The organism is Blautia sp. BIOML-A1, from assembly GCF_009883055.1.
Lineage (GTDB): Bacteria > Bacillota > Clostridia > Lachnospirales > Lachnospiraceae > Blautia_A.
Genome location: NZ_WWVR01000007.1, coordinates 53,052 through 78,213 on the forward strand (window position 1 = coordinate 53,052; position 25,162 = coordinate 78,213).

Genomic DNA, 25,162 nt, shown 5'->3' on the forward strand with positions numbered 1-25,162 from the left:
CCACGCATTTTATCTGGAAATATATTCTTTTAAAAATTCATAGATCTGGTTTTCTGTCGGCGGACAGCCTTCTGCATGATGTCTGAAGTTTCTGGTACAATGTCCGACTCCCAATTCTCCGCTCTTACCTCTGTATCCCTGTCCGATACAGATTTTTTCATGAAGTTTTTCGAGAAGTCCTTCCTGCTTCAGCATATCCAGTGCCGGGATCAGATATCCATAGCAGGCACTGCAGGAATCCACTTCCTCTACCGCATCAGCCACCTCTACTACCTTGCGTCGTCTCGGAATATTTTGCTGAACATCTTCACCCAGTATGCGGATATCTGCTTTTGAGATATCAGAACATCCGACTCCAAGCTCTCCGGCAAGCTTCACATACGGAACATCGGAAACTCTGTAATGAAGCTGCTGACAGACATATGCATCCACAAGTACCGGATCCAGTGCTGTCCAGATACGGTTCATGACTACCGGATTTCCACCGTCTTCAAAATCCAGGTCTCCACAGATATTGTCAACTACGATAAAGTCCTGATGGATTCCTGTGTTTAAATGTGCGATCGGCTTGTGAAGACCCATCGAATGGAAATGACGTTTCTCTGTGTTTGGGATCAGTCCTTTCATATTCTTAAGTGCACAGGTGATCTTTGTCTGACAGTGTCCCTTCATAACCGGCACATTAATCAGGAAGTCCACCTCTTTTACACTGCTGCAAATCTTGAGTTCCAGTCCTCTGCAGTCTTTTGTAAAGCTTTTGTCCTTCTGGGTATCATGAAATTCCACATCATAGCCATCACATATCTGCTGATAACCGCACACCTCAAATACATCTGAGGTACGATCCCCTACCCAGGAGCCTTCCAGGATCATCATTTTGCGGAAGCCATTCTCCTTCAGATATTCCAGGATTCCGGCAATGATCTCCGTATGTGTCGTGGCACCATTGGACGGATCCGATGCCGAAACCATGTTTGGCTTGATGCCAACCATTTTGTCACGGTCACCGATCAGCTCTGCCAGATTACTCTCTGCCAGAAGTTCTTTGGTGATCTTTTTGTATTCTGTTCCACTTTTTATAAAAATCTGGTTTTTCTCCATAAAATGCTCCTCCTGCCTGCATCTATATTTTCTCTTTTTACAGGATAACGTATTTGGGAAAAATATTCCAGTTAATTATTTTAAGAGGGGGATTAGTTTTATTGTTACTGTTCACTCCGTTCACAGCAGCCTAATCAGAACTCTTTCCTCTCCATGATCCGCTCGCTGACTTTTACAGATACTGCCGTGCAGATCATCAGCAATACGATCAGCAGACATGCTGTCTGCCATCCGGAAATTCTTTCCAGAAACTCAAAGCCTCTCACAAAACCTTTCTTATATATATTGTACCCTTCCCTGCATACCGCCACCAGCAAAAAAAGTGCCGCTGCTGCCGCTACCATGATGATTCTGCTTTTCTCCGCTTCGTACTTTAACCGCAGCGGAATCGTTCCGCAAAGAATCATCCCTGCAAGGATCATTGAGACACCTGCACTGATCAGAAGGTCCTGCATTTCCTGATTTCCGGTAACCTGAACTTTCAATATCCCAATGAGCAGAGCAGCCATACCTGTCACTGCTGCAAAGCAGAAACCAAGCAGATATTTCGACCATACATACTGTTTTCTGGTAACAGGAAGGGTCATCAGATAATTCATTCCATGGTGATAAGCATCATAGGAAATCGTTCCGACAGAGACACCAATACTTACAAAAATCGAATAGTACACAAAGAAAGTGCTTCCATTCTTCTGTACGATCAGATACATAAATCCGATCAGGAAAACAGCCAGATATGTCTTCATATTTATTTTGAGCAGTTCCATATCTTTCGCTAACAATCCACTCATAATGTCTCTCCTTTCACCAGCATGGTGATCACCTCATCCACACTACCTTTCTCAACTACGATCTCCGGGTAGTTTTCCAGATAATAGTGCTTCTGGTCTGTCAGGCAGCTGTATCCAAACGGCTCCTTCCTCACACGCAGAAGATATTCTTTATCAAGTGCCTCGTATTCCTGCTCTGTCACTTTGAGAAATCCATATTCCTCAAGAATACGGTCCGTCTCCTCATGAAGAACAATTTCCCCTTCATGGATCATATACAGGTCATCGCAGAAATGCTCCAGATCCCCGGAAATATGGGAACTGACCACGATGGAACGCCCCGGGATCTCCATATATTCCCGCAGAAGATCAAGGATTTCTTCTCTGGCAACCACATCCAGCCCCGCTGTCGGCTCATCCAGAAGCAGCAATCTGCTGCCATGGCTGAGTGCAAGGAGCACATTCAGCTTTGCTTTCATTCCGGTAGAGAAATCTCTGATCTGTTTGTTCCGTGGAATCTGAAATTTCTCACATCTTTCAGCGAACTCTTCTTCCCTGAAGTCCGGGTAAAACCGCTTCATAACCGGAATAAGCTGATTCACTTTCAGATATTCCGAAAATCCGCTGTCTGAAAACACTGTGCCAATCTCCTGTTTCTGCTCGGGTTTCAGATCTTGCGCTGTCCTGTCCAATACTTTTACGCTGCCCTGATCCGGATGGATAAGACCAAGTATAAGCTTAAAGGTCGTACTCTTTCCGGCTCCATTTGCCCCGATCAGCCCGATGATCCGATCCTTAGGAATCTGCATATTCAGATCAAGCGTAAAATCATTATATTTCTTAATCACATGATCGAATTCTATCATCATAGCCTGTCCTCCATTATAATATCAAATGTCTCTCTGATCTCCTTCTCAGTCAGCCCTCCGGCCTGTGCCCTTCGGACGGCTGCCTCGAGTTCCTTCTCCAGTTCCTTGCGCCTCTCTTCCATTAGAAGCTCCTGATTTGTATTTGCAATAAAGCTTCCCTTTCCATGGACAGTTACGACCAGACCTTCTTCTTCCAGACTGTCGTAAGCTTTTTTCACCGTGAGCGCACTGATCTTTAGTTCTCTGGAAAGTGCACGCACGGAAGGAAGTGCCGCTCCCGCAGTCAGTGTACCTTCTATTATTCCTGCCTTGATCTGAATCATGATCTGCTCATAGATCGGTTCCATGGAAGTATGATTAATAATAAGATCCAACTTCATCCCTCCTTGTATAAACAGTATATAACAGCATTATACTGTTGTCAACTGTTATATACTGTTTATCATTTTTCTATCCCAACATCCAACACATTACGGAGTAATTTCCTATAAAGCAAAAAAGCCTTCTCCCTGTCACCAGACCAGACTGACCGATCATGACAGAAAAAAGGCGTTTATCCTGTTCTCTCAATATTTGATTTTTCTTGTTTCTCCCTTAAGATATCTATATTTGATATAGTGGAGAAGTTTTTCTTCACCATGATCATTCAGAATGCGAAGAAGCGCTTCCAGTTCTTTCTTGGTCTGTGGATGAATAAACCAGAGGTCTTCTTTGCTCTTCATGAAATATTCCAGAGGCTGGCTGCTTGTATAGGCATCTCCCAGATAATTCCGCGAAGCACTGATCCGGTCCATAACCATCTCTGCCACATATTTACGTGGCATCTGAGCTCCCATGATCACATGATTCTTATCAAGAGAATAATCAACCCAGTGCTCAAAATGATGCTTGTTCCGGCCCTTGTGGTGTAGCCACGAAGTGGAAACTCCGATGTCCTCCCGCTCTGCATTGTTCGGGCTTCTCGTTCCCTGATAATATTTACAGCCCACCAGAAATTCCGCAGGCGTATATTTGGAAAGGTCATGAAGCAGCCCCTGCTTATACAGTCCGATCCGGAAACAATATTTCATCACCAGTAATTTATGCTTTGTTATCGTCTTGAAGTGCAGCCACGGATGCATCATCCTCTACCTCCTCCTGCCTTGCCACCAGCACCACAATGGTACGTGGATTGATATCTATTACTTTTTTGTAACTTACACTGTCTTCCCGGAACCATTTTTCTTCTTCCTGATCCGAGGTGTCGACAATCTTTCTCCATGTCACTCCATCCGGAAGGTTTGGCAATGCGATTTTCCTCTCCTCCCAGTGAAAATTGTAACCTATATAAAGGAAGTCATCTTTTGTTCCGTCTGCTCTCTCAGCATAATCTCCACAGTACATGATCCCGATCAGGCGGCTGGTGTTTTCCATATTTAAAAACCACGCACGTTCTCCATGGAAGGAAATATCCGGAAATCCCTTGGCCATATAATCTACGTTTCGAAGCTCATTCGGCATATGAAGGATCGGATGCTCCTTTCGGAATTCAATCGCTTTCTTCACAAAGGAAAACAATTTCTCCTGTTTTTTGAATGATTTCCAGTCCGTCCAGCCTGTGCTGTTATCCTGACACCAGGCATTATTATTTCCTCCCTGTGAATTGCCGAACTCATCTCCTCCATAAAGCATCGGTGTACCCTGACTCAAAAGCAGCATGAGAAAAGCATTTCGAAGCTGCTTCTCCCTGAGACGGCGGATTGCCTGCTTCCTCGTCGCGCCTTCTACACCGCAGTTCCAGGAATAATTATAATCACTGCCGTCATGATTCTCTTCTCCGTTCGCTTCATTATGGCGGTAATTATAAGTCACGGTGTCATACAGAGTAAATCCATCCTGACTCGCCATGTAATTGATCGTTCCGAAATCTCCTGTGTTTCTCTTAATATGAAACTGTGCTCCGGCGATCATCCCCTCGTCACTCTTGAGAAGGCGGCGCATATCCTGCATAAATCCTCTGTTGTACTCTGCCAGCATATTCTCTTTGTCGGGCTGTCCGGAAATATCAGAAAACATTTTTTTGACTCCATACAGGAACGGATCTCTCTCGATCAGTTCCTTCGGGACACCATCTCCTACCAGATGGAAACCATCCACATGATAGTATTTTTTCCAGAACCACAATGCATAAAGGGCTTTCATCGGTGCGGTATCTGCCGGGAAATACATTTCCATAATACATTCTATTCCAGCCTCATGAAAGGCCCTCACCATATCGCAGAACTCCTTTTGCGGTTTCCTGGTAGCACAGTAAGCGCTTTTGGGTGCAAAATAAAATCCCGGCTGATATCCCCAGTAATTGATCCGGCCCTTCTGATGCTTCTGCCGGATCATGACCTTTCCAGAGTCTGCCACAGATTTTTCCATAAATTCATAACATGGCATTAATTCAATCGCATTGATGCCCAGTTCTTTCCAATAGGGAATCATTTCTGTAAGACCTGCAAAGGTACCTCTCTTTTTGGGTGAGATCTTTGCCTGTCTTGTATAACCCCTGACATGGATTTTATAAAGAAGCATATCCTGATAAGGGATCTTTGGTGCCGCATCTCCCATCCAGTTATATCCCTTTGTATTGAGAAAACTGCATCTTATTTTGTGCTCATCTTCCTTATCTGTTATTTTGCCAAATGCTTCTCTTCCTGTCAGGCCATAAGCATACGGATCCTGACATACCTTTGTATCTATTCGAAAATTATATTCATATTGTTCCGGCTTAAATCCGGACACCATCATTGCACACATACGGCCGGTCCGATTTGCTTCTGTAAAAGGAATCTCTTCTACCGGTTCTGCTTCTCCCTTATGATACAGAATCAGAGAAGCTTCTTCATCAGCGGGAACCTCCACAGCAAAATTTATTCCCCCGGAAACTTTTGTGGCACCAGGCAGCATCGGATTGCCTTCGTGTATCAAAAGCCCGCTTTGATCGTACATAATCCCTCTCTCCTCCTTATACATGCCTTCTATGATCAGAGCTGCTCTGTATCCAGCTCAACCGGACAATGGTCCGATCCCATGATCTCCGTGTGGATCACCGCATCCTTCAAATACTCCCTGAGGGCAGGTGATACCAGGAAGTAGTCGATTCTCCATCCTGAATTCTTCTCACGGGCTCTGAAACGATAGGACCACCAGGAATAAATCCCTTCCTGATCCGGATAAAAATAGCGGAACGTATCAATAAATCCGCTTTCCAGGACTTTCGTAAAGCACCCTCTCTCTTCATCCGTAAATCCTGCGTTTTTGTGGTTGGTCTTAGGATTCTTAAGATCGATCTCCTGATGTGCGACATTCAGATCTCCGCAGCAGATGACCGGCTTTTTGTCCTGGAGCTTCAGAAGATATGCGAGAAAATCTCTCTCCCACTCCATTCGATAAGAAAGACGCTTCAGTTCCGTCTGAGAATTTGGCGTATATACCGTTACAAAATAAAAATGATCAAACTCAAGAGTGATCACACGTCCTTCCTTGTCATGTTCTTCTATTCCTATCCCATAAAAAACAGAAAGCGGCTCCTGCTTTGTAAAGATCGCCGTTCCGGAATATCCCTTCCTGTTTGCATAATTCCAGTACTGATGATAGCCCGGAAGTTCAATCTTGACCTGTCCCTGCTGACATTTCGTCTCCTGCAGACAAAAAATATCTGCGTCCAGTTCCCGAAATCTATCTTCAAACCCTTTGGTCAGACATGCTCTGATTCCATTTACATTCCATGAAACAAATTTCATTTCGTTTCTCCTTCATTTTTTTATATCATTTATTATACATGATTCCTGAGTGAGTTAAAATACATTTTTTTATTTTTTGCACAGAGCAACCGTTGTAAATCCCTGTGTTTTCTGATAAAATGAATAAAATAACCAAAAGAAAACAAAAGTGAGGAATTCAATTATGAGTGATGAATTTACAAATTCCAAATGTGCACCGAGTGACTGTGCAACCTGCGGACTGAACTGCGGCGGAGCTGACCCTGAAGAAGGTCACAGCACAATTTCACTGACACTGGAGGATGATACAGAGGTCGAATGTGCGATCCTTACAGTCTTCCCGATAGATGAGCAGGAATACATTGCACTTCTTCCGCTGGACGAGAACGGCCAGAATCAGAGCGGAGAGGTTTATCTCTATCGTTTCTCCCGTACAGAGAACGGCGATCCGATGCTTGCCAACATCGAGGATGACGCGGAGTACCAGGCAGCAGCCACAGCATTTGATATTGTACTTGACAATGCCCGCAGAGCAGAAGAAGGCGAAACACTGGAATAATTCTTATTCGCAGTTACTGATATTCATTTACTATTTCACAGCACATATTTCACAGCACAAAACAAGCGGAGTATCCGGAACACTAAAGTCCGGGAACTCCGCTTTTGTATTTACTGTATTTTATTTCTGCGTAGTGCTTCCAAAGCCGCCATTACGGATGCCCTGTGCATCATCATCTACTGTAATTCCATATTCTACAAAAATCCCCTGCATAAATCCTGTTCCGGCCTGAATGCTTACAGACTTGCTCTCATTGCTGTCGTTGGTGATCTTCGAGAAAATATGTCCTTCATTGTCAGAATAAAAATAATCACTGTCAATGATCCCAACCGTATTATTGAGCTGCAGACGATATTTGAAGCCCAGTCCGCTCCTCGGATAACATTTCAGGACCCAGTCCTGCTCCATCTCCACACGGATTCCGGTCGGAATCTTGACGGTCTCGCCCGGATTCAGTGTAATGTCCACAGGTGAAAAGAAATCATATCCTGCACTTCCTGCTGTTGCTCTTACCGGAAGCTTGATTTTATTATAAATGTCGGCAATCGTTTCCTCTGCTGTCTCCGGAAAAGTATCTTTCCAGTCTGCCATAAAACGCTCTGCACTTACTTTGTGAAATTTTGCAATCCTTTTCATTTTGTCCTCCTGGATTTCTCATTTATTCGGCATGAAGAACGATCCTGTGTTCACAAAGAGTAGACGGAACATCAATCACACGCTGATTGGAAGATCCCTTCCATTTCAATCCGACATCCAGTTTATCTACCTGGAACTCTCCGTCTACAAGTACATCCAGATAGCGAAGGATTTCTTCATGCTGGATCTCTTCCCAGAGGGAACCTGTATAAAGCCAGATGGTTTTGTTCGGATATTTTTCTTTGATTTTACGTGCAAGGGCTGTTACTGCTGAAATATTGGACGGATGAAGCGGATCTCCTCCTGAAAAAGTGATACCGCTTACATACTCCTTATCCAGTTCGGCAAAAATCTCCCTCTCCTCTGCTTCTGTAAACGGAAGTCCGCCATTTGGATCCCAGGTAATGGGATTCTGGCACTCCCGGCAACAGTGATTGCATCCGGCAACCCAGAGTACCACCCGAAGTCCGTCTCCATTCAGCATATCATCCTTGGTTATATTATGATATCTCATTTTTATGCTTCTTCCGGTACATCCTTAATACTGAAACTCATTCTTCCCATCTTGTCTTTGCCAAGGCAGATTACTTTTACCTTGTCGCCAAGAGTAAGAACATCTTCTACTTTGTCGATTCTGTGATCACTGATCTTGGAAATATGAACCATTCCCTCTTTGCCAGGAGCAAACTCAACAAAGGCACCGAAATCCTTGATGCTTACAACTGTACCTTCAAAAATCTGACCTGCCTCGAAATCAGTTGCGATGGTTTTGATCATCTTTCTTGCTTCGTCCATTCCGTGCTGGTCAACGCCGCAGATAGATACAGAACCTTCATCTGTGATATCGATCTGAACACCTGTACGCTCGATGATGGCATTGATGGTCTTGCCTCTCTGACCAACAACATCTCCGATCTTCTGAGGATCGATCTGAAGCTGAATGATCTTCGGTGCATATTTATTTACCTGAGTACGCGGCTCTGCGATGCATTTCTCCATAACCTCTGTGAGGATATATTCTCTTGCTTCTTTTGTTCTGCGGATTGCCTCTTCTACGATCTGTCTTGTCAGGCCATGGATCTTGATGTCCATCTGGATCGCTGTGATACCATCATGTGTACCTGCAACCTTGAAGTCCATATCTCCAAAGAAGTCTTCCAGTCCCTGGATATCTGTCAGTACGATGTAATCGTCATCTGTTGCTCCTGTAACAAGACCACAGGAGATACCTGCAACCGGTTTACGGATCGGTACACCTGCTGCCATAAGAGACATGGTGGATGCACAGATACTTGCCTGAGAAGTAGAACCGTTGGATTCAAATGTCTCAGATACTGTACGGATCGCATATGGGAACTCTTCTGCTGACGGAAGTACCGGAACAAGTGCACGTTCTGCCAGTGCTCCATGTCCGATCTCACGACGTCCCGGTCCTCTGGACGGTTTTGTCTCACCTACAGAGTAGGACGGGAAGTTGTAATGATGCATATATCTCTTGGATGTCTCAAACTCATCAAGTCCGTCAATTCTCTGTGCCTCTGAAAGCGGAGCCAGAGTTGTCATGGTGCAGATCTGTGTCTGTCCACGTGTGAACATAGCAGAACCATGAACACGCGGGATGATGTCCACTTCTGCTGCCAGCGGACGGATCTGTGTGATCTGACGGCCATCCGGACGTTTGTGATCTCTTAAGATCATCTTACGAACAGTCTTTTTCTGGTACTGATATACTGCTTCTCCGAGAACAGCAAGCCACTCTTCATTGTCAGCAAACGCATCCTGAAGTCTTGCTGTGATCTCACGGATATTTTCTTCTCTTGTCTGTTTATCATCTGTGAAGACTGCCTCTTCCATTTCCTCTGACGGCACGATCTTGCGAATTGCCTCAAACAGTTCTTCCGGTACTGCACAGGAAGCGTAGAGATGCTTCTCCTTGCCGCACTCTGCAACAATCTTGTCGATAAAACGGATAATTTCCTGGTTCACATCATGTGCCTTGTAGATTGCTTCGATCATCAGATCTTCCGGTACTTCGTTTGCTCCGGCCTCGATCATGATAACCTTCTCTCTTGTGGAAGCAACTGTCAGCTGAAGATCAGAAAGCTCCTTCTGAGCCAGAGACGGGTTGATGATGAACTCTCCGTCAATCAGACCAACCTGTGTGGTAGCACAAGGACCATCAAACGGGATATCGGAAATACAGGTTGCGATAGAGGAACCAAGCATAGCCGGAATCTCCGGATTACACTCAGGATCCACAGACATAACCATGTTTACCAGTGTCACATCGTTTCTGTAATCCTTCGGAAACAGCGGACGCATCGGACGGTCGATAACACGAGATGTCAGAATTGCGTGCTCGCTTGCCTTACCTTCTCTTTTATTGAATCCTCCTGGAATCTTGCCTACTGCGTACATTTTTTCTTCATACTCAACACTCAGAGGGAAGAAATCGATTCCTTCTCTTGGCTCCTTGGATGCTGTTGCAGTAGAAAGCACAGTTGTATCACCATAATGCATCAGAGCTGCGCCGTTAGCCTGCTTTGCAACACGACCAATATCTACAGTCAGTGTTCTTCCGGCTAATTCCATAGAATAACTTTTGTACATATCTTTTCTCCTTTATTTCTTGCGTTTTAATTTTACAGAAGTCCGAAACGACTGAAAAATCCACTGAAACCAATAGCCTTTTCAGTAGTCTCGGAAATAACTTCTGTTTTTTCATTTAAAAATGGGGCGGATGGTTTATCCGCCCCGTCCGTATACTAATTATTTTCTTAAACCTAATTTCTCAATCAGTGCACGGTATCTTTCGATGTCTGTTTTCTTCAGGTATGCCAGAAGTCCTCGTCTCTGACCAACCATCTTCAGAAGACCACGTCTGGAGTGATGATCTTTGTGATGTGTCTTTAAATGCTCTGTCAGCTCCTGAATTCTTGCTGTAAGAACTGCTACCTGTACCTCCGGTGATCCTGTGTCACCCTCGCATCTTGCATATTCTTTCATGATTGCCTGTTTTTTTTCTTTTGAAATCATTGTGATTTCCTCCTTAAAAATATTATTATGAATGAAACGCCACATATTAAGAAACGGTTGGAGATTCCAATCTCTGAATATGGGCTGATTTACACCTCGAATAGTATAGCATAAAACATCCAACGTGTAAACAAGATAATTATTTATTTTTGAACTTTATTTTCGAAAAATAAGTGTCCTTCTTCGATGTCCCTTGCGATCTGTGCCTTGAGTGCCTCGAAAGAAGCAAATTTACGCTCCGGCCTCTGGAATCTGAGGAAAGAAACTACGCAGTCCTGTCCATACAAATCCCTGTCGCAGTCAAAAAGATAGGTTTCAACACCAAGGAAATCCTCACCGATTGTCGGCTTATATCCGACATTGGTGATTCCCTGATATTCGGTTTCTCCAAACTTTGACACTGTCACATAGACACCGTTTGGCGGCATGAGCTTCTGTTTGGGAGGGATCAGATTGGTTGTCGGGAAAAATTTCTTATGCCCAAGACCTTTTCCGTGTTCCACCGTACCTTCCACAAAAAAATCGGTTCCAAGAAGCTCGGATATCTTTTCCATGTTGCCTTTTTTGAGTTCTTCCCGGATAAATGTACTGCTTATCTTACGATTTCCATCCATTTCCTTCGGAACAATCTCTGTACTATAGCCATATTTCAGACCGGATTTTTTGAGAAGTTCAGGTGTGCCCTTCCGCTCATAGCCGAACCGGTAATCCTCTCCTACTACTACGAAAGAGGCCTGCAGTGCGCCAACCAGGATCTGGCGGATAAACTGATCCGCCTTCATATGCCGTATCTGCTCGTTCAGCGGACATTCCAGAAGGACATCCACTCCCATATCTTCAAGAAGCAGTCTTCTTTCTTCTCCTGTGAGGATTGTCTGACGATCGGACACAAAGGCAACAACCACCGATGTGGTTCCATATTCTTTCTTGTGATCCTGGATCTTCTGGATCAGTTTCCTGTGTCCGCGATGAATTCCGTCAAACTTTCCAAGGGTGACTGCACAGTTGGAAAACTTTGGAAACTGACCTTCAATCTTCATGTATTCCATGTATTCTGACTCCCGATTTTATTTCAGAGAAACATTTTCTGAGGCTGATAACGGTGCTTTTTGTTATCCCACTCATAAATCCCCAGAAAAACTCCCTCGCTGGTGCACATCCGTACCCAGCCTTTTTTGCTCTGTGTTTCTGTCATGGTATCCGGCAGTGCATTTCCGTTCAGAAGAAGACGGTCTCCGAATTTATTGCACCGGATCTGCGGATATGCTTTAAGGACTTCTGAAACAGAGAGGATTCTCTGTTCAAGGATCCCCTCTTCCATTTCTTTCTGCACCTGATCAAGGGTGATACTGTCTTCCCAGCGATACTCACCGGAAGCTGTACGGGTAAGTTCTTCCATACAGGCACCGCAACCCAGCTTCTGCCCGATATCATGACACAGGGTACGGATGTAGGTTCCCTTACTGCAGGTGACAGAAAAACGAACAAGCGGAAGTTTCATCTCCAGGATCTCTATTTCATAGAAGCAGACCGGACGCGCCTTACGTTCCACGGTCTTGCCTTCTCTTGCAAGCTCATACAGCTTCTTACCATTTACCTTAAGAGCCGAATACATCGGCGGAATCTGCTGCTGCTCTCCCAGAAAGCTGCGGATCGCGGCAGTCACTTCCTCCTCGGAGACGGTTACTGGTTTTTCGCTCAGGATCTCACCTGTCATATCCTGCGTATCTGTCTCTATCCCCAGATGCAGAAGTGCCTCGTACGTTTTACGCTTCTCAGTCAGAAGATCCACCAGTTTCGTCGCTCTTCCGAGCACAACTGGGAGAACGCCCTCGGCATCTGGATCCAGTGTTCCGGTATGACCAATTTTCTTCATGTGGAGGATTCCCCGAAGTTTTGCAACCACATCATGAGAGGTATATCCCTTCTCTTTTCGAATGATCAGAACTCCGTCCATTATTCCTCCTTCTCACCAAACTGTTTCTCGATTTCTGCCGTCAGATTATTCACAACATCGTACATGGAACCCTGGAGATCACAGCCGGCCGCTCTTGTATGTCCGCCTCCGCCAAAGAAGACGGCAACTTTGCTCACATCAACCTTACCGTTGGAGCGGAGTGAGACCTTGAAGGTCTGCGTCTCCGTCTCGTAGATAAAGATTGCAACTTCCACACCTCTGGTCAGGCGGAGCTGGCTGACGATACCATCCAGATCACTGCCCTCCACTCCATAAAACTCCATGTCTCTTCTGCGGAGATAGCCTACAATGCACTTTCCGTCCTGAAGAAGGATACTCTCTGCCAGCACACGGCCCATAACCTGTAACTGAAGATAAGTTTTTTCATAAAAAGATTCATCAATGATCTTACTGAAAGGGATCCCCTGTTTCATCAATTCCCCTGCAATACGCATGGTCTCAGAAGAAGTGGAGGAATACTGAAACACTCCGGTATCATGGATCATTCCGGTATAGACCGCAGTTGCGATCGGACGGTCTACCTTCTCCGGATCCAGAAGCCCGTAAAGTACTTCACAACACGAGCTGATATCCCCTTTCACATAGTTGATATCCGCGAATTCCGGATTACTTATATGATGATCGATGCAGACTGTTTTCTTTGCATGGTCAAAAGCAGCACCTGCAACTGCCAGGCGGTCACGCGCACTGACATCACAGGTAATAAACAGATCAAATTCTCTGCCTTCTTCTACTTCTGTCTTAATATCTCCGATACGGTCTATATGACCAAAGATTGGTTTCGGATGATCCAGATATACACTGACATCTACATCCGGAAAATAATTCCTGATATAGAGATACAACGCCATACAGGAACCAACGCAGTCACCGTCAGGTCTGACATGTCCGCCGATACCTACTGTTTTAACATCTTTCAGTACTTCTGAAATATTCTTCATGACACTCCCTCTTATTCCGTTACTGTTTGGGACAATCCGGGCAGGCTCAGCCCCAGTCTGTCTTATTCTTCCTCCGCTGTCTTTCCTGCGGAAGCATCTTTTTTTGTTACATCGTCGATCAGTTTTGACATATTTACGCCGTACTCGATGGACTCATCCAGAATAAAGCGGATCTCCGGTGTATTTCTCAGATTCAGATTTCTTGCCAGCTGTCTTCTGATATATCCCTCTGCCTTGTTAAGGCCCTGGATCGTTGCATCCTTTGCCTCTTTGCTGCCAAGGACACTGATAAATGCTTTGCAGGTCTTAAGGTCAGGTGCAACTTCCACAGCCATGACAGAAGTCATTGGATGAATACGGGGATCTTTGACCTCATTTCTGATGATCGTGCTCAGTTCCTTCTGGACCTCACCATTGATACGGGTATTCTTAATACTGTTTTTTCTCATGTATTCTCCTATCTTGGTACCTCTACCATGATATAAGCCTCTACTTTATCTTCCTCTTTGACATCATTGAAACCGTCAAATACAAGACCACACTCGTATCCTGTCTTGACTTCTTTGACATCGTCTTTGAAACGTTTCAGAGATGCGAGCTCACCTTCAAAGACCTGCTCACCTTCTCTTGTGATACGAACCTTGCAGTTTCTCTGGAAAATACCATCCAGGATATAGCTTCCCGCGATCGTACCGACACCGGATGCTTTGAACAGCTGACGTACCTCTGCGTGACCGATGACTTTCTCTTCGAATACCGGATCAAGCATACCCTTCATTGCTGCCTCTACATCCTCGATTGCCTGATAAATAACTTTATAAAGACGAAGATCCACACCTTCCTGATCTGCAAGCTGTTTTGCCATCGGATCCGGACGAACGTTAAAGCCGATGATGATCGCATTGGAGGTTGCAGCAAGGGATACGTCAGATTCATTGACTGCACCAACACCACCGTGGATCACACGTACAACAACTTCTTCATTGGAAAGCTTGGTAAGACTCTGTTTCACTGCCTCTACAGATCCCTGTACGTCTGCCTTGATGATAAGCGGAAGCTCCTTGAGATCGCTTGCCTGGATCTGATCAAACAGATTATCCAGAGAAAGTTTGCCCTTTGTTTCTTCAAGCAGATGTTTCTTATTCTCTGTAACAAAGGCAGCCGCAAAGTTCTTGGCTTCCTTGTCGCTTGGGAATGCCATCAGGATCTCCCCTGCATTCGGAACATCACTGAGACCAAGGATCTCAACCGGAGTGGATGGTCCTGCCTCTTTTACTCTTCTTCCTCTGTCATCCATCATTGCACGTACTTTACCGCTGCATGCACCTGCTGCAATGAAATCTCCAACATGAAGGGTTCCCTTCTGTACAAGGATTGTCGCAACCGGGCCTTTACCTTTATCAAGCTGTGCTTCGATCACAAGACCTCTTGCTGCACGGTTCGGGTTTGCTTTAAGCTCCAGTACCTCTGCTGAAAGAAGGATCATCTCAAGCAGATTATCGATTCCCTCTCCTGTATGGGCAGATACCGGTACAAAGATGGTGCTTCCGCCCCAGTCTTCCGGAATCAGTTCATACTCGGAAAGTTCCTGTTTTACTCTCTCTACGTTTGCACTTGGTTTATCGATCTTGTTGATCGCAACAATGATCTCAACACCTGCTGCTTTGGCATGGCTAATCGCCTCTACCGTCTGCGGCATGACACCGTCGTCTGCTGCTACTACAAGAACTGCAATATCTGTGGAGTTTGCACCACGCATACGCATAGCTGTAAACGCTTCATGTCCCGGTGTATCAAGGAAGGTGATCTTCTGTCCATTGATCTCTACAACAGAAGCACCGATATGCTGTGTGATTCCACCAGCCTCGCCTCTCGTTACATGGGTATCACGGATCGCATCCAGAAGAGATGTCTTACCGTGGTCAACATGACCCATAACACAAACTACAGGCGGTCTGGAAACCATATCTGCTTCATCCTCTTCGTCTTCCTTAAGAAGTTCTCCGATCACGTCCACTTTCTCTTCCGGCTCTGCAATGATGTCATAGCCCAGAGCGATCTCCTGTGCTTTTTCAAAATCGATCTCATGGTTTACAGTTACCATGGTTCCTTCCATGAAAAGCTTCTTGACAATTACAGATGGCTGCATCTTCATTGCTTCTGCCAGTTCACGAATTGTCATCTTCTCCGGAAGTGTGATCTCTTTTACTTCTGGTTTCTTCTCTTCCTGTTTCGGCTGAGGAGCTGGCTTCTGAAGAGCCTTCGGAATTCTGGAGAGATTTCTTCTTCCTCCCTGATTTGGTCTGTTATGTCCTGCACCGGAATTCTTATCGAATTCTTTCTTCTTATTCTTATTCTCTCTGTCGCGCTCTCTCTTGCTGTCCTTGGATGTCTTGGTCAGTTCCGGAGTAAATACAGCATCGTTATCTCTTCTTGCGCTTCCGTTTCTCTGTCCGCTGCGGTTATTGCCGCCGAATCCGCCTCTGTTGGAATCCGGTCTTCCGTTTCCGCCCTGCTGTGGTCTTCCCTGACCACCCTGCTGCGGACGGCCTCCCTGACCTCTCATCGGACGACCATTGCCATCACCCTGACGCGCCGGACGGCCTTCTCCCTGTGGTCTTGCCGGGCGGTTTCCGCCACGTCCCTGACCCTGGCCTCCGTTTGTATTATTGCGGTCAGAAAATCTTCTCTCTCCACCGCGGAAATCACGGCCTCTGTTATCACCGCCGCGGTTATCGCGATTATTATCTCTTCCATCGCGGTTGTTCTGACGGTTCTGATTTCTGTTATTATTGTATCCGGACTGTTCCTGTCGCTGTGGTCTTGCAGAATTATTCTGTGCAGGAGCTGCAGCCTTCGGTGCCTCTGCCGGTGCTTTCTTAACTTCTTCTGCAGGTTTCTGTGCTGCCTGAGGCTTTACAGCCGGTTTTCTCTCTGTATTATTATTCTGACGTTTCGGTCTTGTTTTACCTCCGTCACTTGCATTCTGTGCATGATATACACGAATGATATTTTTTTTCTTTTTAGGAGACTCTGCTTTGTCTGCTTCCGGTCCCGCTGTCATCATCTTTTCTTCTGTTCTGGAATTATCCACCTTAGTAGTCCGCTCCTTTCCCCTGGTTAAAATTTCTTGTTCAACTGATTTTGTCTTCGGCACATGAACCCCTCCTTCAGATTTATAATTTCTGGAGTTCCTTTAACATTGCCTTTGCAAAGTTTTCATCCTGTACCGCAAGGCTGGCGCGGAATTCTTTTCCGCAGAATTTGCCCAGTTCCTCTTTATCTGCAATAAAATAAATCGGTACTTCGTAAAAATCACACATATTCTGGAATTTCTTCTTCGTATTCTGTGATGCATCATCAGCAACCAGAACGAGGAATCCTCTTCCTGATTTTACAGATTTCTCTGTAGAAAATTCTCCACTGGCAACCTTGCCTGCTTTGGTGGCAAGGCCCAGCAGTGACAAAACTTTATTGTTGTTTTTCAATCTTACTTAACTCCTTTTTCAGGTCTTCGTAGACCTCCTGTGGAACCACAGTCTTAAGTGACCGCTCGATTCCGTGATTGCGGATCGCCTTCTCGAGGCATTCAGAAGAAGGACATACATACGCACCTCTTCCGTTCTGTCTGCCTGTCGTATCAAGAACGATCTTATCTTCCGGTGTCTTAAGCACACGGATCATTTCTTTTTTGCTTTTCATTTCTCTGCAGCCAGTACACTGACGCATCGGAATTTTATTTTTTGTCTTCATAGATTATTCTTCTGTTGTCTCTTCTTCGGAAGTTTCGCTGGATTCTTCCAGAACTGTTTCAGTTTCTTCAGCTTCTGTCTCAGCTGCCGGCTCTGTTTCCTCAGAAGCTTCTGCGTCAAGTTCTTCTTCCTCATCATAGTCATACAGGTCGCCGGATTCTCTTGCCTGTGTCTCACTCTTGATGTCGATCTTGAAGCCTGTCAGACGGGCTGCAAGACGGGCGTTCTGACCTTCTTTACCGATTGCAAGAGAAAGCTGATAATCCGGAACTACAACCAGTGCAGTCTTCTCATCCGGATCTGCCATAACTGCGATTACCTTTGCCGGGCTTAATGCATTCTCGATCAGGATTGCCGGGTTCTCATCCCAGTTGATGATATCGATCTTCTCACCGCGAAGCTCCTCAACAACAGAGTTTACTCTCGCACCGTTCATACCAACGCATGCTCCGACCGGATCAACATCCGGATCATTGCTCCATACAGCGATCTTGGTACGGGAACCAGCTTCTCTGGCAATGCTCTTGATCTCAACTGTGCCATCCTTTACTTCTGCAACCTCAGATTCAAAGAGACGCTTTACAAGACCCGGATGTGTTCTTGAAACCTCGATACGCGGTCCCTTAGGAGTATCCTTAACTTCCAGAATGTATACTTTAATTCGTTCTGTCGGCTGGAATTCCTCTCCTCTGACCTGCTCTTTCTCAGACAGGATCGCATCTGCCTTGCCGAGATTTACACTGACATTTTTGCCCATAATACGCTGTACGATACCTGTTACTACTTCTTTCTCCATTCCATAGTACTGATCATACAGAACCTTGCGTTCCTCCTCGCGGATCTTCTGAAGGATAACGTTCTTTGCATTCTGTGTTGCGATACGTCCGAACTCCTTGGACTGGATCTGAACCTTGATCACATCACCAAGCTCTGCATTGGCATTGATGTTCTGTGCATCTGCAAGAGAAATCTCAAGTGCCGGATCCTCTACAAATTCCTTTACCTCACGTTCAGCATAAACGCTGAAGTCACAGGTATCAGGATTGATCATTACATGTACGTTGTCTGCTTTACCGAAATGGTTCTTACATGCCTGGATCAGAGACTGCTCGATTGCTCCCAGAAGTGTATCTTTGCTGATATTTTTTTCTTTTTCCAGGACATTCAGAGCGTCCATTAACTCTTTGTTCATTTTTTTAATTTCCTCCTCATTTTATCAAAGCATATCTGTATCGTGTTTCCTGAAACAGTAATCTAAAATTCAATTGCCAGCCGGATCAGGGCTATGTCTTTCTTATCAAATGTGCGTAAGGTACCATCCTCCTCGATCGTCACACTGTTATCATCATATGCATTTAAGATTCCACAGAATTCCTTTTGTTTTTCTATTGGACGATAAGTACGGATTTCTACCAGCTTACCCATGCTTCTGACAAAGTCCTTTTCTTTCTTTAAAGGTCTGTCAAGACCCGGGGAACTGATTTCCATAATATAGCTGTCTTCGATAAAATCATCTTCATCCAGCTTATCGCTGAACTTACGACTTACTGCTTCGCAGTCATTAACCGTGATTCCGCCCGGTTTGTCAATGTATCCTCTCAGATACCAGTTTCCTGCTTCCTTGACATATTCCACATCTACAAGCTCAAACCCTGCTTCCTCAACGATCGGTGCCAGCATTGCCTCTGCCTTCTGTTCATATTCATCCCGTCTGCTCATATTTTCCACCTGCCTTTCACACATTTGGACAATCTCGCAAAAAGAGTGGACCGAAGTCCACTCTCATCCTGTCCTGTATCATGTTAATTTATATCATAGCACCTTACAGCCCGAAAAGCAAGGATTTTTTAACTTCTTGGTTTTATGCCCCTGGTATCACGCTTCCCAAGACGTACTTTATTGAGCGGGTATTCCCTGTCATGATAAGAGATCGCGTACTCCTGATGACCACTGAGAAGATATGCATGCTCCACATAATCTTCCTGTGCAAGCTTCATTCCACGCACACCCAGTGCTGCTCTGCGGGCGGTGGATATCTCCTGCTTCAGGAAACGAAGGAAGTATCCTCCATTGCTCTGGAATACTACCTGTTCCATTTCGCCTGCACTTCCCACAAAGACAAGCTCATCATCCTGCGCAAGCTTCGTGGCAGCGATCGTTCTCTTGGCTACATCAAATTCTGTTCCCTCCACAAGCTTGCACATAGAAGCCCTGGTCACAAACAAGAGCTGATCCTGACGGATCTGTCCAAGAGGTGCAACATACAGCATCCTCTCCTGACTGCTGTCATAATTACTCAGATTATCTGCCGGTGTCCCCTTATCCCTGAAGCGTACCAGCGGAATATCTGCTGCCTTGATCGAGTGCATCTTTCCTTTATCTGTAAAGATGCAGATTTTGTCCGTGTTCATGCACAGGAACACACAGCGGTTCTCATTATGCGCCGCTTCCTTGTTTCGCTCATAGGCATTTTTGTCTATCAGCTTCATATAACCGAAGCGGTCCATCAGGAAGCAGACCTCTGTCTCTTCCATCTTCTTCTCTTCATAGACAGCTTCCTCTGCATTCTCAACAGAAGTACGGCGTTTGCTTCCATATTCTTTCTTGATGGCATCCAGTTCTCTGGTGATCACCGCCGCCATGGAATCATAATTGTTCAGGATATCCTGGTACAGGGCAATGTTCCTCATCGTCTCCTGATATTCTGCCTGAAGTGCCTCAATCTCCAGTCCTATCAGTTTATACAGACGCATATCCAGAATCGCACCGGCCTGTTTCTCTGTGAATCTGAGCTTTGAGGCTGCCTTTTCGCTGGTTTTGGTCTTGAAACGGATTCCTTCTGTCACACCATCCACCAGACACTTTTTGACCTGTTCACGGTTTTTGCTTCCTCGCAGGATCTCGATAATGAGGTCGATCACATCACAGGCTTTGATCAGTCCCTCCTGGATTTCCTGCTTCTCCTGCTCTTTGGCCAGAAGGGTTCTGTATTTTCTGGTCGTCACATCAAACATGAATTCCACATGATGCTCAATGATCTGCTTCAGGCTTAAGGTTTCCGGTCTTCCGTCTGCCACTGCAAGCATATTGACGCCAAAAGTATCCTCCAGACGCGTTTTCTTATACAGCATATTGGTAAGATTCTCTACGTCTGTATCCTTCTTAAGTTCCAGTACGATACGGATTCCTTCCTTGGAAGACTGGTTTGAGATATCTACGATATCCGTTGTCTTCCTTGTCTCGATCAGAGATGCAATATCATTCAAAAACTTACCAATATTTGCCCCGATCATAGTATACGGGATCTCTGTGATCACAAGCTGTTTCCTGCCGCCTTTGATTTTCTCGACCTCCACCTTGCCGCGAAGACGAATCTTACCTGTTCCCGTCTCATAGATCTTGTGAAGCTCATCCTTGTTGACGACAATTCCACCTGTCGGGAAATCCGGTCCCTTGATGTAGCGCATCAGACCCTTGATACTGATCGTATTATCTTTCATATATGCCTTGACCGCATCCGCCACTTCTCCCAGGTTATGAGGCGGGATGCTGGTCGCCATACCTACCGCGATTCCTTCGGCACCATTCACCAGGATATTCGGAATTTTGACCGGAAGAACCGACGGTTCTTTCTCCGTCTCATCAAAGTTCGGCACAAAGTCGACAACATTCTTGTCAAGATCCCCAAGAAAAACTTCCTGTGTCAGTTTCTCCAGGCGGGCTTCCGTATAACGCATGGCTGCCGCACCATCTCCCTCGATGGAACCGAAATTTCCATGTCCGTCCACCAGAGTCCTGCCCTTTTTGAAGTCCTGTGCCATAACAACCAGAGCATCGTAAATGGAACTGTCTCCGTGCGGATGATATTTACCCATTGTATCTCCGACAATACGGGCACATTTACGATATGGGCGGTCATAGCGGATCCCCAGTTCATACATATCATATAAGGTTCTTCTCTGTACAGGCTTCAGGCCATCTCTTACATCCGGGAGTGCACGGGAAATAATAACACTCATGGCATAATCGATATATGATTTCTGCATAATCTCCGAATAGTCTGTACGGATCACATTTTCCTGTTTTGTTTCCATAACTTGTGCATCCTCCCTTAAATATCCAGTTCCGCATCTGCTGCGTGTTCATAAATAAATGCCTTACGAGGAGGTACTTCGCTTCCCATAAGAATCTCTGTCACACTGGAAGCCAGACGCGCATCCTCGATCTCCACACGCTTCATTCTTCTTGTCTCCGGGTTCAGAGTTGTCTCCCAGAGCTGTTCTGCATCCATCTCACCCAGACCCTTATATCTCTGAAGAGTAAAGCTTCCCGGTTTATGAGCCTTGCGGTACCTCTCCAGTGCCTTATCGTCGTAGAGATATTCCTCCGGTCCTTTTTTGGGCATTGCCTTATAAAGAGGTGGCATCGCAATATAGACATGTCCCTCATAGATAAGCTCCGGCATAAAACGATAAAAAAGTGTCAGGAGCAATGTTGAGATATGTGCACCGTCGACATCGGCATCCGCCATGATCACGATCTTGTCATAGCGAAGTTTACTGATATCAAAATCATTGCCATAGCCTTCGGAAAAGCCACATCCAAATGCATTGATCATGGTTTTGATCTCCGCATTGGCAAGAACCTTATCGATGGTCGCTTTCTCAACATTCAAAATCTTTCCGCGGATCGGAAGAATAGCCTGATAATTACGGTTTCTGGCTGTCTTTGCAGAACCGCCCGCAGAATCTCCCTCTACGATAAAAATCTCACACTGAGAAGGATCTTTCTTCTCACAGTTTGCCAGTTTGCCATTAGAGTCAAAGGAATATTTCTGTTTGACCAGAAGATTCGTCTTGGCTCTCTCTTCCGTCTTTCGGATCTTGGCAGCCTTCTCTGCACAGGAGAGAATGGCTTTGAGAGTTTCCAGATTCCGGTCAAAATAAAGGACCAGCTGTTCCCCGAGAACCTTGCCTGTAGCCTTGGCCGCATCCTGATTGTCGAGCTTTGTCTTGGTCTGTCCTTCAAATCTCGGAGCAGGGTGCTTGATGGAAACAACTGCCGTCATTCCATTTCGGATATCAGCCCCTGTAAAATTCGGGTCTTTGTCTTTGAGGACACCAATCTCACGGGCATAATTGTTCATCACCGTGGTAAATGTTGTTTTAAATCCGGTCAGATGTGTTCCGCCCTCTGCATTGTAAATATTGTTACAGAAACCAAGAACATTCTCACGAAAATCACTGGTATACTGAAAAGCCACTTCTACCTGGATACCATCCGCCTCACCTTTCAGATAAACCGGCTCATGCAGTGCCTCCGAATTGCGGTTCAGATCACGGATGTATCCGATGATTCCCTCCGGTTCATGGTATTCCAGTTTCTCCGGCTCTGCTGCACGCAGATCCTCAAAATAAATCGTCAGTGCCGGATTAAGGTATGCGGTTTCATGAAGGCGGCTTTTGACCTCTGTCGCAGAAAAACGGGTTTTTTCAAAAATTTCCGGATCCGGAAGAAAATTAATGCAGGTTCCTGTCGATTTCGTTCTTCCCAGTTTCGGAAGAAGTCCCTCCTCCAGCTCAACGGTCGGGATTCCTCTCTCATAATGATCATGATGTACATATCCATCTCTGCTGATACGGATATCCAGATACGTCGAAAGTGCATTGACAACAGAAGAACCCACGCCATGAAGTCCTCCACTGGTCTTGTATGCGGCATTGTCAAACTTACCGCCTGCATGCAGCGTCGTAAACACCAGTCTCTCCGCAGACATTCCCTTCTCATGCATGTCTACCGGGATTCCCCGGCCATTATCTGTCACCGTAGCGGAACCATCCTTCTCCAGTGTCACATGGATTTCACTGCAGTATCCGGCAAGATGCTCATCCACTGCATTGTCTACGATCTCATAGATCAGATGATTCAATCCCTTACGGGACGTACTTCCAATATACATACCCGGTCGTTTCCGGACTGCCTCCAGCCCTTCCAGAACCGAGATACTGCCAGCATCATAGGTTTGCTTTTTTGCCATGGGTATATTCATTTCCTTTCTTATACTCCAGTCGGAGTCTGCTATTCAAACATTTGTTCTATATCATACCTTATCCGTTTCCAATTTTCAAGACAGAGTTTTGACAGAATTTTGGGAATACAGGTAGAACAAAGCATATCTTTGGAAAAAAAAATAATCAGAGAAATCTCTGATTATTTGAAGCAGCCAGTACGGGAATCGAACCCGTGTTTTCGCCGTGAGAGGGCGACGTCTTAACCCCTTGACCAACTGGCCTTATTCTCTCTGCCGGTTCTATGCTCTCACTCCGACAGAATCGTATATGTAGTTTGTTTTAAGAAGTAAGAACTTCTTAAGCAGCCAGTACGGGAATCGAACCCGTGTTTTCGCCGTGAGAGGGCGACGTCTTAACCCCTTGACCAACTGGCCTTACTGCTCTTCGTCGGTTCTGTTCGCAACCGACTTGCTTAGTATATACCAGCCTTTTCAAAAATGCAAGTACTTTTTTTAATTTTTTTAAATTTTTTTAAAAAAAGAGAAAACAGGCCTGTTTTTCCGTAAAAATCCACTGCAGACCTGTTTTCTTTTTACTTATTCCCTTTGAAAAATCAGCCAAGATCGATCTTGAGGTCACCTGGTTTGATAATTCCTTTTGCACGGAAAACCTTACCGATCGCCCAGGTAATCGCCAGCGGCAGCACAAAACAGATCAGGATCATTCCGATCCAGTCAGCTGCTCCCGTGGTATAACCTTCCGGCATCTGTGTCCAGCCGGTAATAACGCCGATCGGGCCTACCAGCCCGGAAGTTCCCATTCCGGAAGAGATGGCCGGACCATTGTTGCGCATATGGAACACGCAGGTTGCGATCGGACCGGTGATCGCAGAAGTGATCACCGGCGGAAGCCAGAGAACCGGTTTTTTCATAAGATTCGGAACCTGAAGCATGGACGTTCCAAGCCCCTGAGCCACAAATCCGCCGATCCCGTTATCCGGAAAACTTAAGATTGCAAAGCCCAGCATATGTGCACAGCAGCCCGCTGTGGCCGCTCCGCCTGCCAGTGCCAGTCCGTTCCAGACCTCCATCGTCACGCTTCCGTCCGCGATGCCTGCAAGAACCGCACCTCCACTGATTCCGATCGCAGCACAGATCGCTGCCGAACTGATCGGAAGGGTCAGCACCACGCCAACTACCACCGATACGATGATTCCCATCCAGAACGGTTTTAGATCGGTTGCCCAGCCGATAAAAGAGCCAAGGGCATCACACACATTCTTGCATACAGGAGCCAGAAGCATCGCAAGAACCACGCCGACAATAACAGTCACTGCCGGTGTCACAATAATATCGACCTTCGTCTCCTTGGAAACCAGTTTTCCGATCTCACAGGTGATGACAGCCACAAAAAACACTGCCAGCGGGCCGCCGGAACCACCGATCGCATTGCAGGCTGCTCCCACTGCACATAAAGAATACATGACCAGCGGCGGTGCCTGCAGGGCATGACCGATTGCAAGTGCCATTGCAGCACCTGTCACACTGGTTGCATAACCACCGATCTCCAGAAGTTTTTCTGAGACGAAGCTTCCCGGACACACATTCTGCCCAATCGTATTGATGATCGTACCAATCAACAGTGACGCAAAAAGTCCCAGTGCCATGGATCCCATCGCATCAATGCCGTAGCGTTTAAACGATATGATCACATTCTTTCGTTTCAGAAAGCTTTGTTTTTCGCTTTTCATAATAACTTTC

24 protein-coding genes and 2 tRNA genes are annotated in these 25,162 nt (G+C 45.7%); 1 reads left to right on the top strand and 25 read right to left on the bottom strand.

Features of this window, described 5'->3' with window-relative positions:
• Positions 1–9: 9 nt before the first annotated feature.
• The 7 genes from GT674_RS05155 to GT674_RS05185 form a co-directional block, all read right to left on the bottom strand.
• Positions 10–1,101, bottom strand: a complete 1,092-nt coding sequence (locus GT674_RS05155) for a DUF362 domain-containing protein (protein WP_161284740.1) — start codon at positions 1,099–1,101, stop codon at positions 10–12.
• A 134-nt stretch (positions 1,102–1,235) separates the two neighbouring features.
• Positions 1,236–1,892: an ABC-2 transporter permease gene (locus tag GT674_RS05160; RefSeq protein WP_161284741.1), complete on the bottom strand. Its 657-nt coding sequence runs from the start codon at positions 1,890–1,892 to the stop codon at positions 1,236–1,238.
• Positions 1,889–2,737, bottom strand: a complete 849-nt coding sequence (locus tag GT674_RS05165) for an ABC transporter ATP-binding protein (RefSeq protein WP_161284781.1) — start codon at positions 2,735–2,737, stop codon at positions 1,889–1,891. Before GT674_RS05165 ends, GT674_RS05160 begins: the two co-directional genes overlap by 4 nt.
• Positions 2,737–3,114 (bottom strand): GntR family transcriptional regulator, encoded by a 378-nt coding sequence (locus tag GT674_RS05170; RefSeq protein ID WP_161284742.1) that lies wholly within the window; start codon positions 3,112–3,114, stop codon positions 2,737–2,739. Before GT674_RS05170 ends, GT674_RS05165 begins: the two co-directional genes overlap by 1 nt.
• 192 nt (positions 3,115–3,306) lie before the next feature.
• Complete coding sequence (locus GT674_RS05175) at positions 3,307–3,861, bottom strand: DUF5662 family protein (RefSeq protein ID WP_161284782.1); 555 nt, start codon at positions 3,859–3,861, stop codon at positions 3,307–3,309.
• A complete protein-coding gene (locus tag GT674_RS05180) occupies positions 3,821–5,716 on the bottom strand; it encodes a Type II secretory pathway, pullulanase PulA and related glycosidase (protein WP_161284743.1) in 1,896 nt (631 codons plus the stop codon). Before GT674_RS05180 ends, GT674_RS05175 begins: the two co-directional genes overlap by 41 nt.
• Before the next feature lie 35 nt (positions 5,717–5,751).
• Positions 5,752–6,510 (bottom strand): exodeoxyribonuclease III, encoded by a 759-nt coding sequence (locus tag GT674_RS05185; protein ID WP_161284744.1) that lies wholly within the window; start codon positions 6,508–6,510, stop codon positions 5,752–5,754.
• Positions 6,511–6,673: 163 nt separating this feature from the next.
• Here GT674_RS05185 and GT674_RS05190 point away from each other — a divergent pair, with 163 nt between their 5' ends.
• The gene (locus GT674_RS05190) at positions 6,674–7,048 is read left to right on the top strand and encodes a DUF1292 domain-containing protein (protein WP_161284745.1); all 375 of its coding nucleotides are present in this window, start codon (positions 6,674–6,676) and stop codon (positions 7,046–7,048) included.
• 120 nt (positions 7,049–7,168) lie between these two features.
• Here the strand turns inward: GT674_RS05190 and GT674_RS05195 are convergent, their stop codons facing one another.
• The 18 genes from GT674_RS05195 to GT674_RS05280 form a co-directional block, all read right to left on the bottom strand.
• On the bottom strand, positions 7,169–7,684 hold the full coding sequence (locus GT674_RS05195; protein WP_161284746.1) for a deoxyuridine 5'-triphosphate nucleotidohydrolase: 516 nt from the start codon (positions 7,682–7,684) through the stop codon (positions 7,169–7,171).
• 22 nt (positions 7,685–7,706) lie between these two features.
• Positions 7,707–8,198 (bottom strand): anaerobic ribonucleoside-triphosphate reductase activating protein, encoded by a 492-nt coding sequence (gene nrdG / locus GT674_RS05200; protein ID WP_161284747.1) that lies wholly within the window; start codon positions 8,196–8,198, stop codon positions 7,707–7,709.
• 2 nt (positions 8,199–8,200) lie between these two features.
• Entirely contained in the window at positions 8,201–10,294 is a 2,094-nt protein-coding gene (locus GT674_RS05205; RefSeq protein ID WP_161284748.1) for a polyribonucleotide nucleotidyltransferase, read from the bottom strand.
• Positions 10,295–10,453: 159 nt separating this feature from the next.
• Entirely contained in the window at positions 10,454–10,720 is a 267-nt protein-coding gene (gene rpsO, locus GT674_RS05210; protein ID WP_161284749.1) for a 30S ribosomal protein S15, read from the bottom strand.
• A gap of 143 nt (positions 10,721–10,863) precedes the next feature.
• On the bottom strand, positions 10,864–11,769 hold the full coding sequence (locus GT674_RS05215) for a bifunctional riboflavin kinase/FAD synthetase (protein WP_161284750.1): 906 nt from the start codon (positions 11,767–11,769) through the stop codon (positions 10,864–10,866).
• A gap of 23 nt (positions 11,770–11,792) precedes the next feature.
• Positions 11,793–12,677, bottom strand: coding sequence for a tRNA pseudouridine(55) synthase TruB (gene truB, locus GT674_RS05220; RefSeq protein WP_161284751.1), 885 nt, complete (start codon positions 12,675–12,677; stop codon positions 11,793–11,795).
• Positions 12,677–13,639, bottom strand: coding sequence for a DHH family phosphoesterase (locus GT674_RS05225; protein WP_161284752.1), 963 nt, complete (start codon positions 13,637–13,639; stop codon positions 12,677–12,679). The genes truB and GT674_RS05225 overlap by 1 nt, the downstream gene beginning before the upstream one ends.
• Before the next feature lie 62 nt (positions 13,640–13,701).
• On the bottom strand, positions 13,702–14,088 hold the full coding sequence (gene rbfA / locus GT674_RS05230; protein ID WP_161284753.1) for a 30S ribosome-binding factor RbfA: 387 nt from the start codon (positions 14,086–14,088) through the stop codon (positions 13,702–13,704).
• Positions 14,089–14,096: 8 nt separating this feature from the next.
• Positions 14,097–16,796: a translation initiation factor IF-2 gene (infB, locus tag GT674_RS05235; RefSeq protein ID WP_330585474.1), complete on the bottom strand. Its 2,700-nt coding sequence runs from the start codon at positions 16,794–16,796 to the stop codon at positions 14,097–14,099.
• 19 nt (positions 16,797–16,815) lie between these two features.
• Entirely contained in the window at positions 16,816–17,127 is a 312-nt protein-coding gene (locus GT674_RS05240) for a L7Ae/L30e/S12e/Gadd45 family ribosomal protein (protein WP_227239882.1), read from the bottom strand.
• The gene (rnpM, locus tag GT674_RS05245) at positions 17,111–17,392 is read right to left on the bottom strand and encodes an RNase P modulator RnpM (protein ID WP_161284754.1); all 282 of its coding nucleotides are present in this window, start codon (positions 17,390–17,392) and stop codon (positions 17,111–17,113) included. Before rnpM ends, GT674_RS05240 begins: the two co-directional genes overlap by 17 nt.
• Positions 17,393–17,395: 3 nt before the next feature.
• On the bottom strand, positions 17,396–18,583 hold the full coding sequence (gene nusA / locus GT674_RS05250; protein WP_161284755.1) for a transcription termination factor NusA: 1,188 nt from the start codon (positions 18,581–18,583) through the stop codon (positions 17,396–17,398).
• Positions 18,584–18,645: 62 nt separating this feature from the next.
• The gene (gene rimP, locus GT674_RS05255; RefSeq protein WP_161284756.1) at positions 18,646–19,110 is read right to left on the bottom strand and encodes a ribosome maturation factor RimP; all 465 of its coding nucleotides are present in this window, start codon (positions 19,108–19,110) and stop codon (positions 18,646–18,648) included.
• Between the two features lie 128 nt (positions 19,111–19,238).
• Positions 19,239–21,485: a DNA gyrase/topoisomerase IV subunit A gene (locus tag GT674_RS05260; protein ID WP_161284757.1), complete on the bottom strand. Its 2,247-nt coding sequence runs from the start codon at positions 21,483–21,485 to the stop codon at positions 19,239–19,241.
• A 17-nt stretch (positions 21,486–21,502) separates the two neighbouring features.
• Positions 21,503–23,428 carry a DNA gyrase/topoisomerase IV subunit B gene (locus tag GT674_RS05265; protein ID WP_161284758.1) on the bottom strand — a complete coding sequence of 642 codons (1,926 nt, stop codon included), beginning with the start codon at positions 23,426–23,428 and terminating at the stop codon, positions 21,503–21,505.
• A gap of 183 nt (positions 23,429–23,611) precedes the next feature.
• Positions 23,612–23,683 (bottom strand) — tRNA-Glu (locus tag GT674_RS05270).
• A gap of 81 nt (positions 23,684–23,764) precedes the next feature.
• Positions 23,765–23,836: transfer RNA gene (locus GT674_RS05275), tRNA-Glu, on the bottom strand.
• 179 nt (positions 23,837–24,015) lie between these two features.
• Positions 24,016–25,152 carry a PTS transporter subunit IIC gene (locus GT674_RS05280; RefSeq protein WP_161284759.1) on the bottom strand — a complete coding sequence of 379 codons (1,137 nt, stop codon included), beginning with the start codon at positions 25,150–25,152 and terminating at the stop codon, positions 24,016–24,018.
• Between the last annotated feature and the right edge of the window lie 10 nt (positions 25,153–25,162).

Coding starts and splice junctions, on each gene's coding strand:
- GT674_RS05155 (WP_161284740.1), bottom strand. CDS start 1,101: ATGGAGAAAAACCAGATTTTTATAAAAAGTGGAACAGAATACAAAAAG.
- GT674_RS05160 (WP_161284741.1), bottom strand. CDS start 1,892: ATGAGTGGATTGTTAGCGAAAGATATGGAACTGCTCAAAATAAATATG.
- GT674_RS05165 (WP_161284781.1), bottom strand. CDS start 2,737: ATGATAGAATTCGATCATGTGATTAAGAAATATAATGATTTTACGCTT.
- GT674_RS05175 (WP_161284782.1), bottom strand. CDS start 3,861: ATGCATCCGTGGCTGCACTTCAAGACGATAACAAAGCATAAATTACTG.
- GT674_RS05180 (WP_161284743.1), bottom strand. CDS start 5,716: ATGTACGATCAAAGCGGGCTTTTGATACACGAAGGCAATCCGATGCTG.
- GT674_RS05185 (WP_161284744.1), bottom strand. CDS start 6,510: ATGAAATTTGTTTCATGGAATGTAAATGGAATCAGAGCATGTCTGACC.
- GT674_RS05190 (WP_161284745.1), top strand. CDS start 6,674: ATGAGTGATGAATTTACAAATTCCAAATGTGCACCGAGTGACTGTGCA.
- GT674_RS05195 (WP_161284746.1), bottom strand. CDS start 7,684: ATGAAAAGGATTGCAAAATTTCACAAAGTAAGTGCAGAGCGTTTTATG.
- nrdG (WP_161284747.1), bottom strand. CDS start 8,198: ATGAGATATCATAATATAACCAAGGATGATATGCTGAATGGAGACGGA.
- GT674_RS05205 (WP_161284748.1), bottom strand. CDS start 10,294: ATGTACAAAAGTTATTCTATGGAATTAGCCGGAAGAACACTGACTGTA.
- rpsO (WP_161284749.1), bottom strand. CDS start 10,720: ATGATTTCAAAAGAAAAAAAACAGGCAATCATGAAAGAATATGCAAGA.
- GT674_RS05215 (WP_161284750.1), bottom strand. CDS start 11,769: ATGGAATACATGAAGATTGAAGGTCAGTTTCCAAAGTTTTCCAACTGT.
- truB (WP_161284751.1), bottom strand. CDS start 12,677: ATGGACGGAGTTCTGATCATTCGAAAAGAGAAGGGATATACCTCTCAT.
- GT674_RS05225 (WP_161284752.1), bottom strand. CDS start 13,639: ATGAAGAATATTTCAGAAGTACTGAAAGATGTTAAAACAGTAGGTATC.
- rbfA (WP_161284753.1), bottom strand. CDS start 14,088: ATGAGAAAAAACAGTATTAAGAATACCCGTATCAATGGTGAGGTCCAG.
- rnpM (WP_161284754.1), bottom strand. CDS start 17,392: ATGAAGACAAAAAATAAAATTCCGATGCGTCAGTGTACTGGCTGCAGA.
- nusA (WP_161284755.1), bottom strand. CDS start 18,583: ATGAACAAAGAGTTAATGGACGCTCTGAATGTCCTGGAAAAAGAAAAA.
- rimP (WP_161284756.1), bottom strand. CDS start 19,110: ATGAGCAGACGGGATGAATATGAACAGAAGGCAGAGGCAATGCTGGCA.
- GT674_RS05260 (WP_161284757.1), bottom strand. CDS start 21,485: ATGGAAACAAAACAGGAAAATGTGATCCGTACAGACTATTCGGAGATT.
- GT674_RS05265 (WP_161284758.1), bottom strand. CDS start 23,428: ATGGCAAAAAAGCAAACCTATGATGCTGGCAGTATCTCGGTTCTGGAA.
- GT674_RS05280 (WP_161284759.1), bottom strand. CDS start 25,152: ATGAAAAGCGAAAAACAAAGCTTTCTGAAACGAAAGAATGTGATCATA.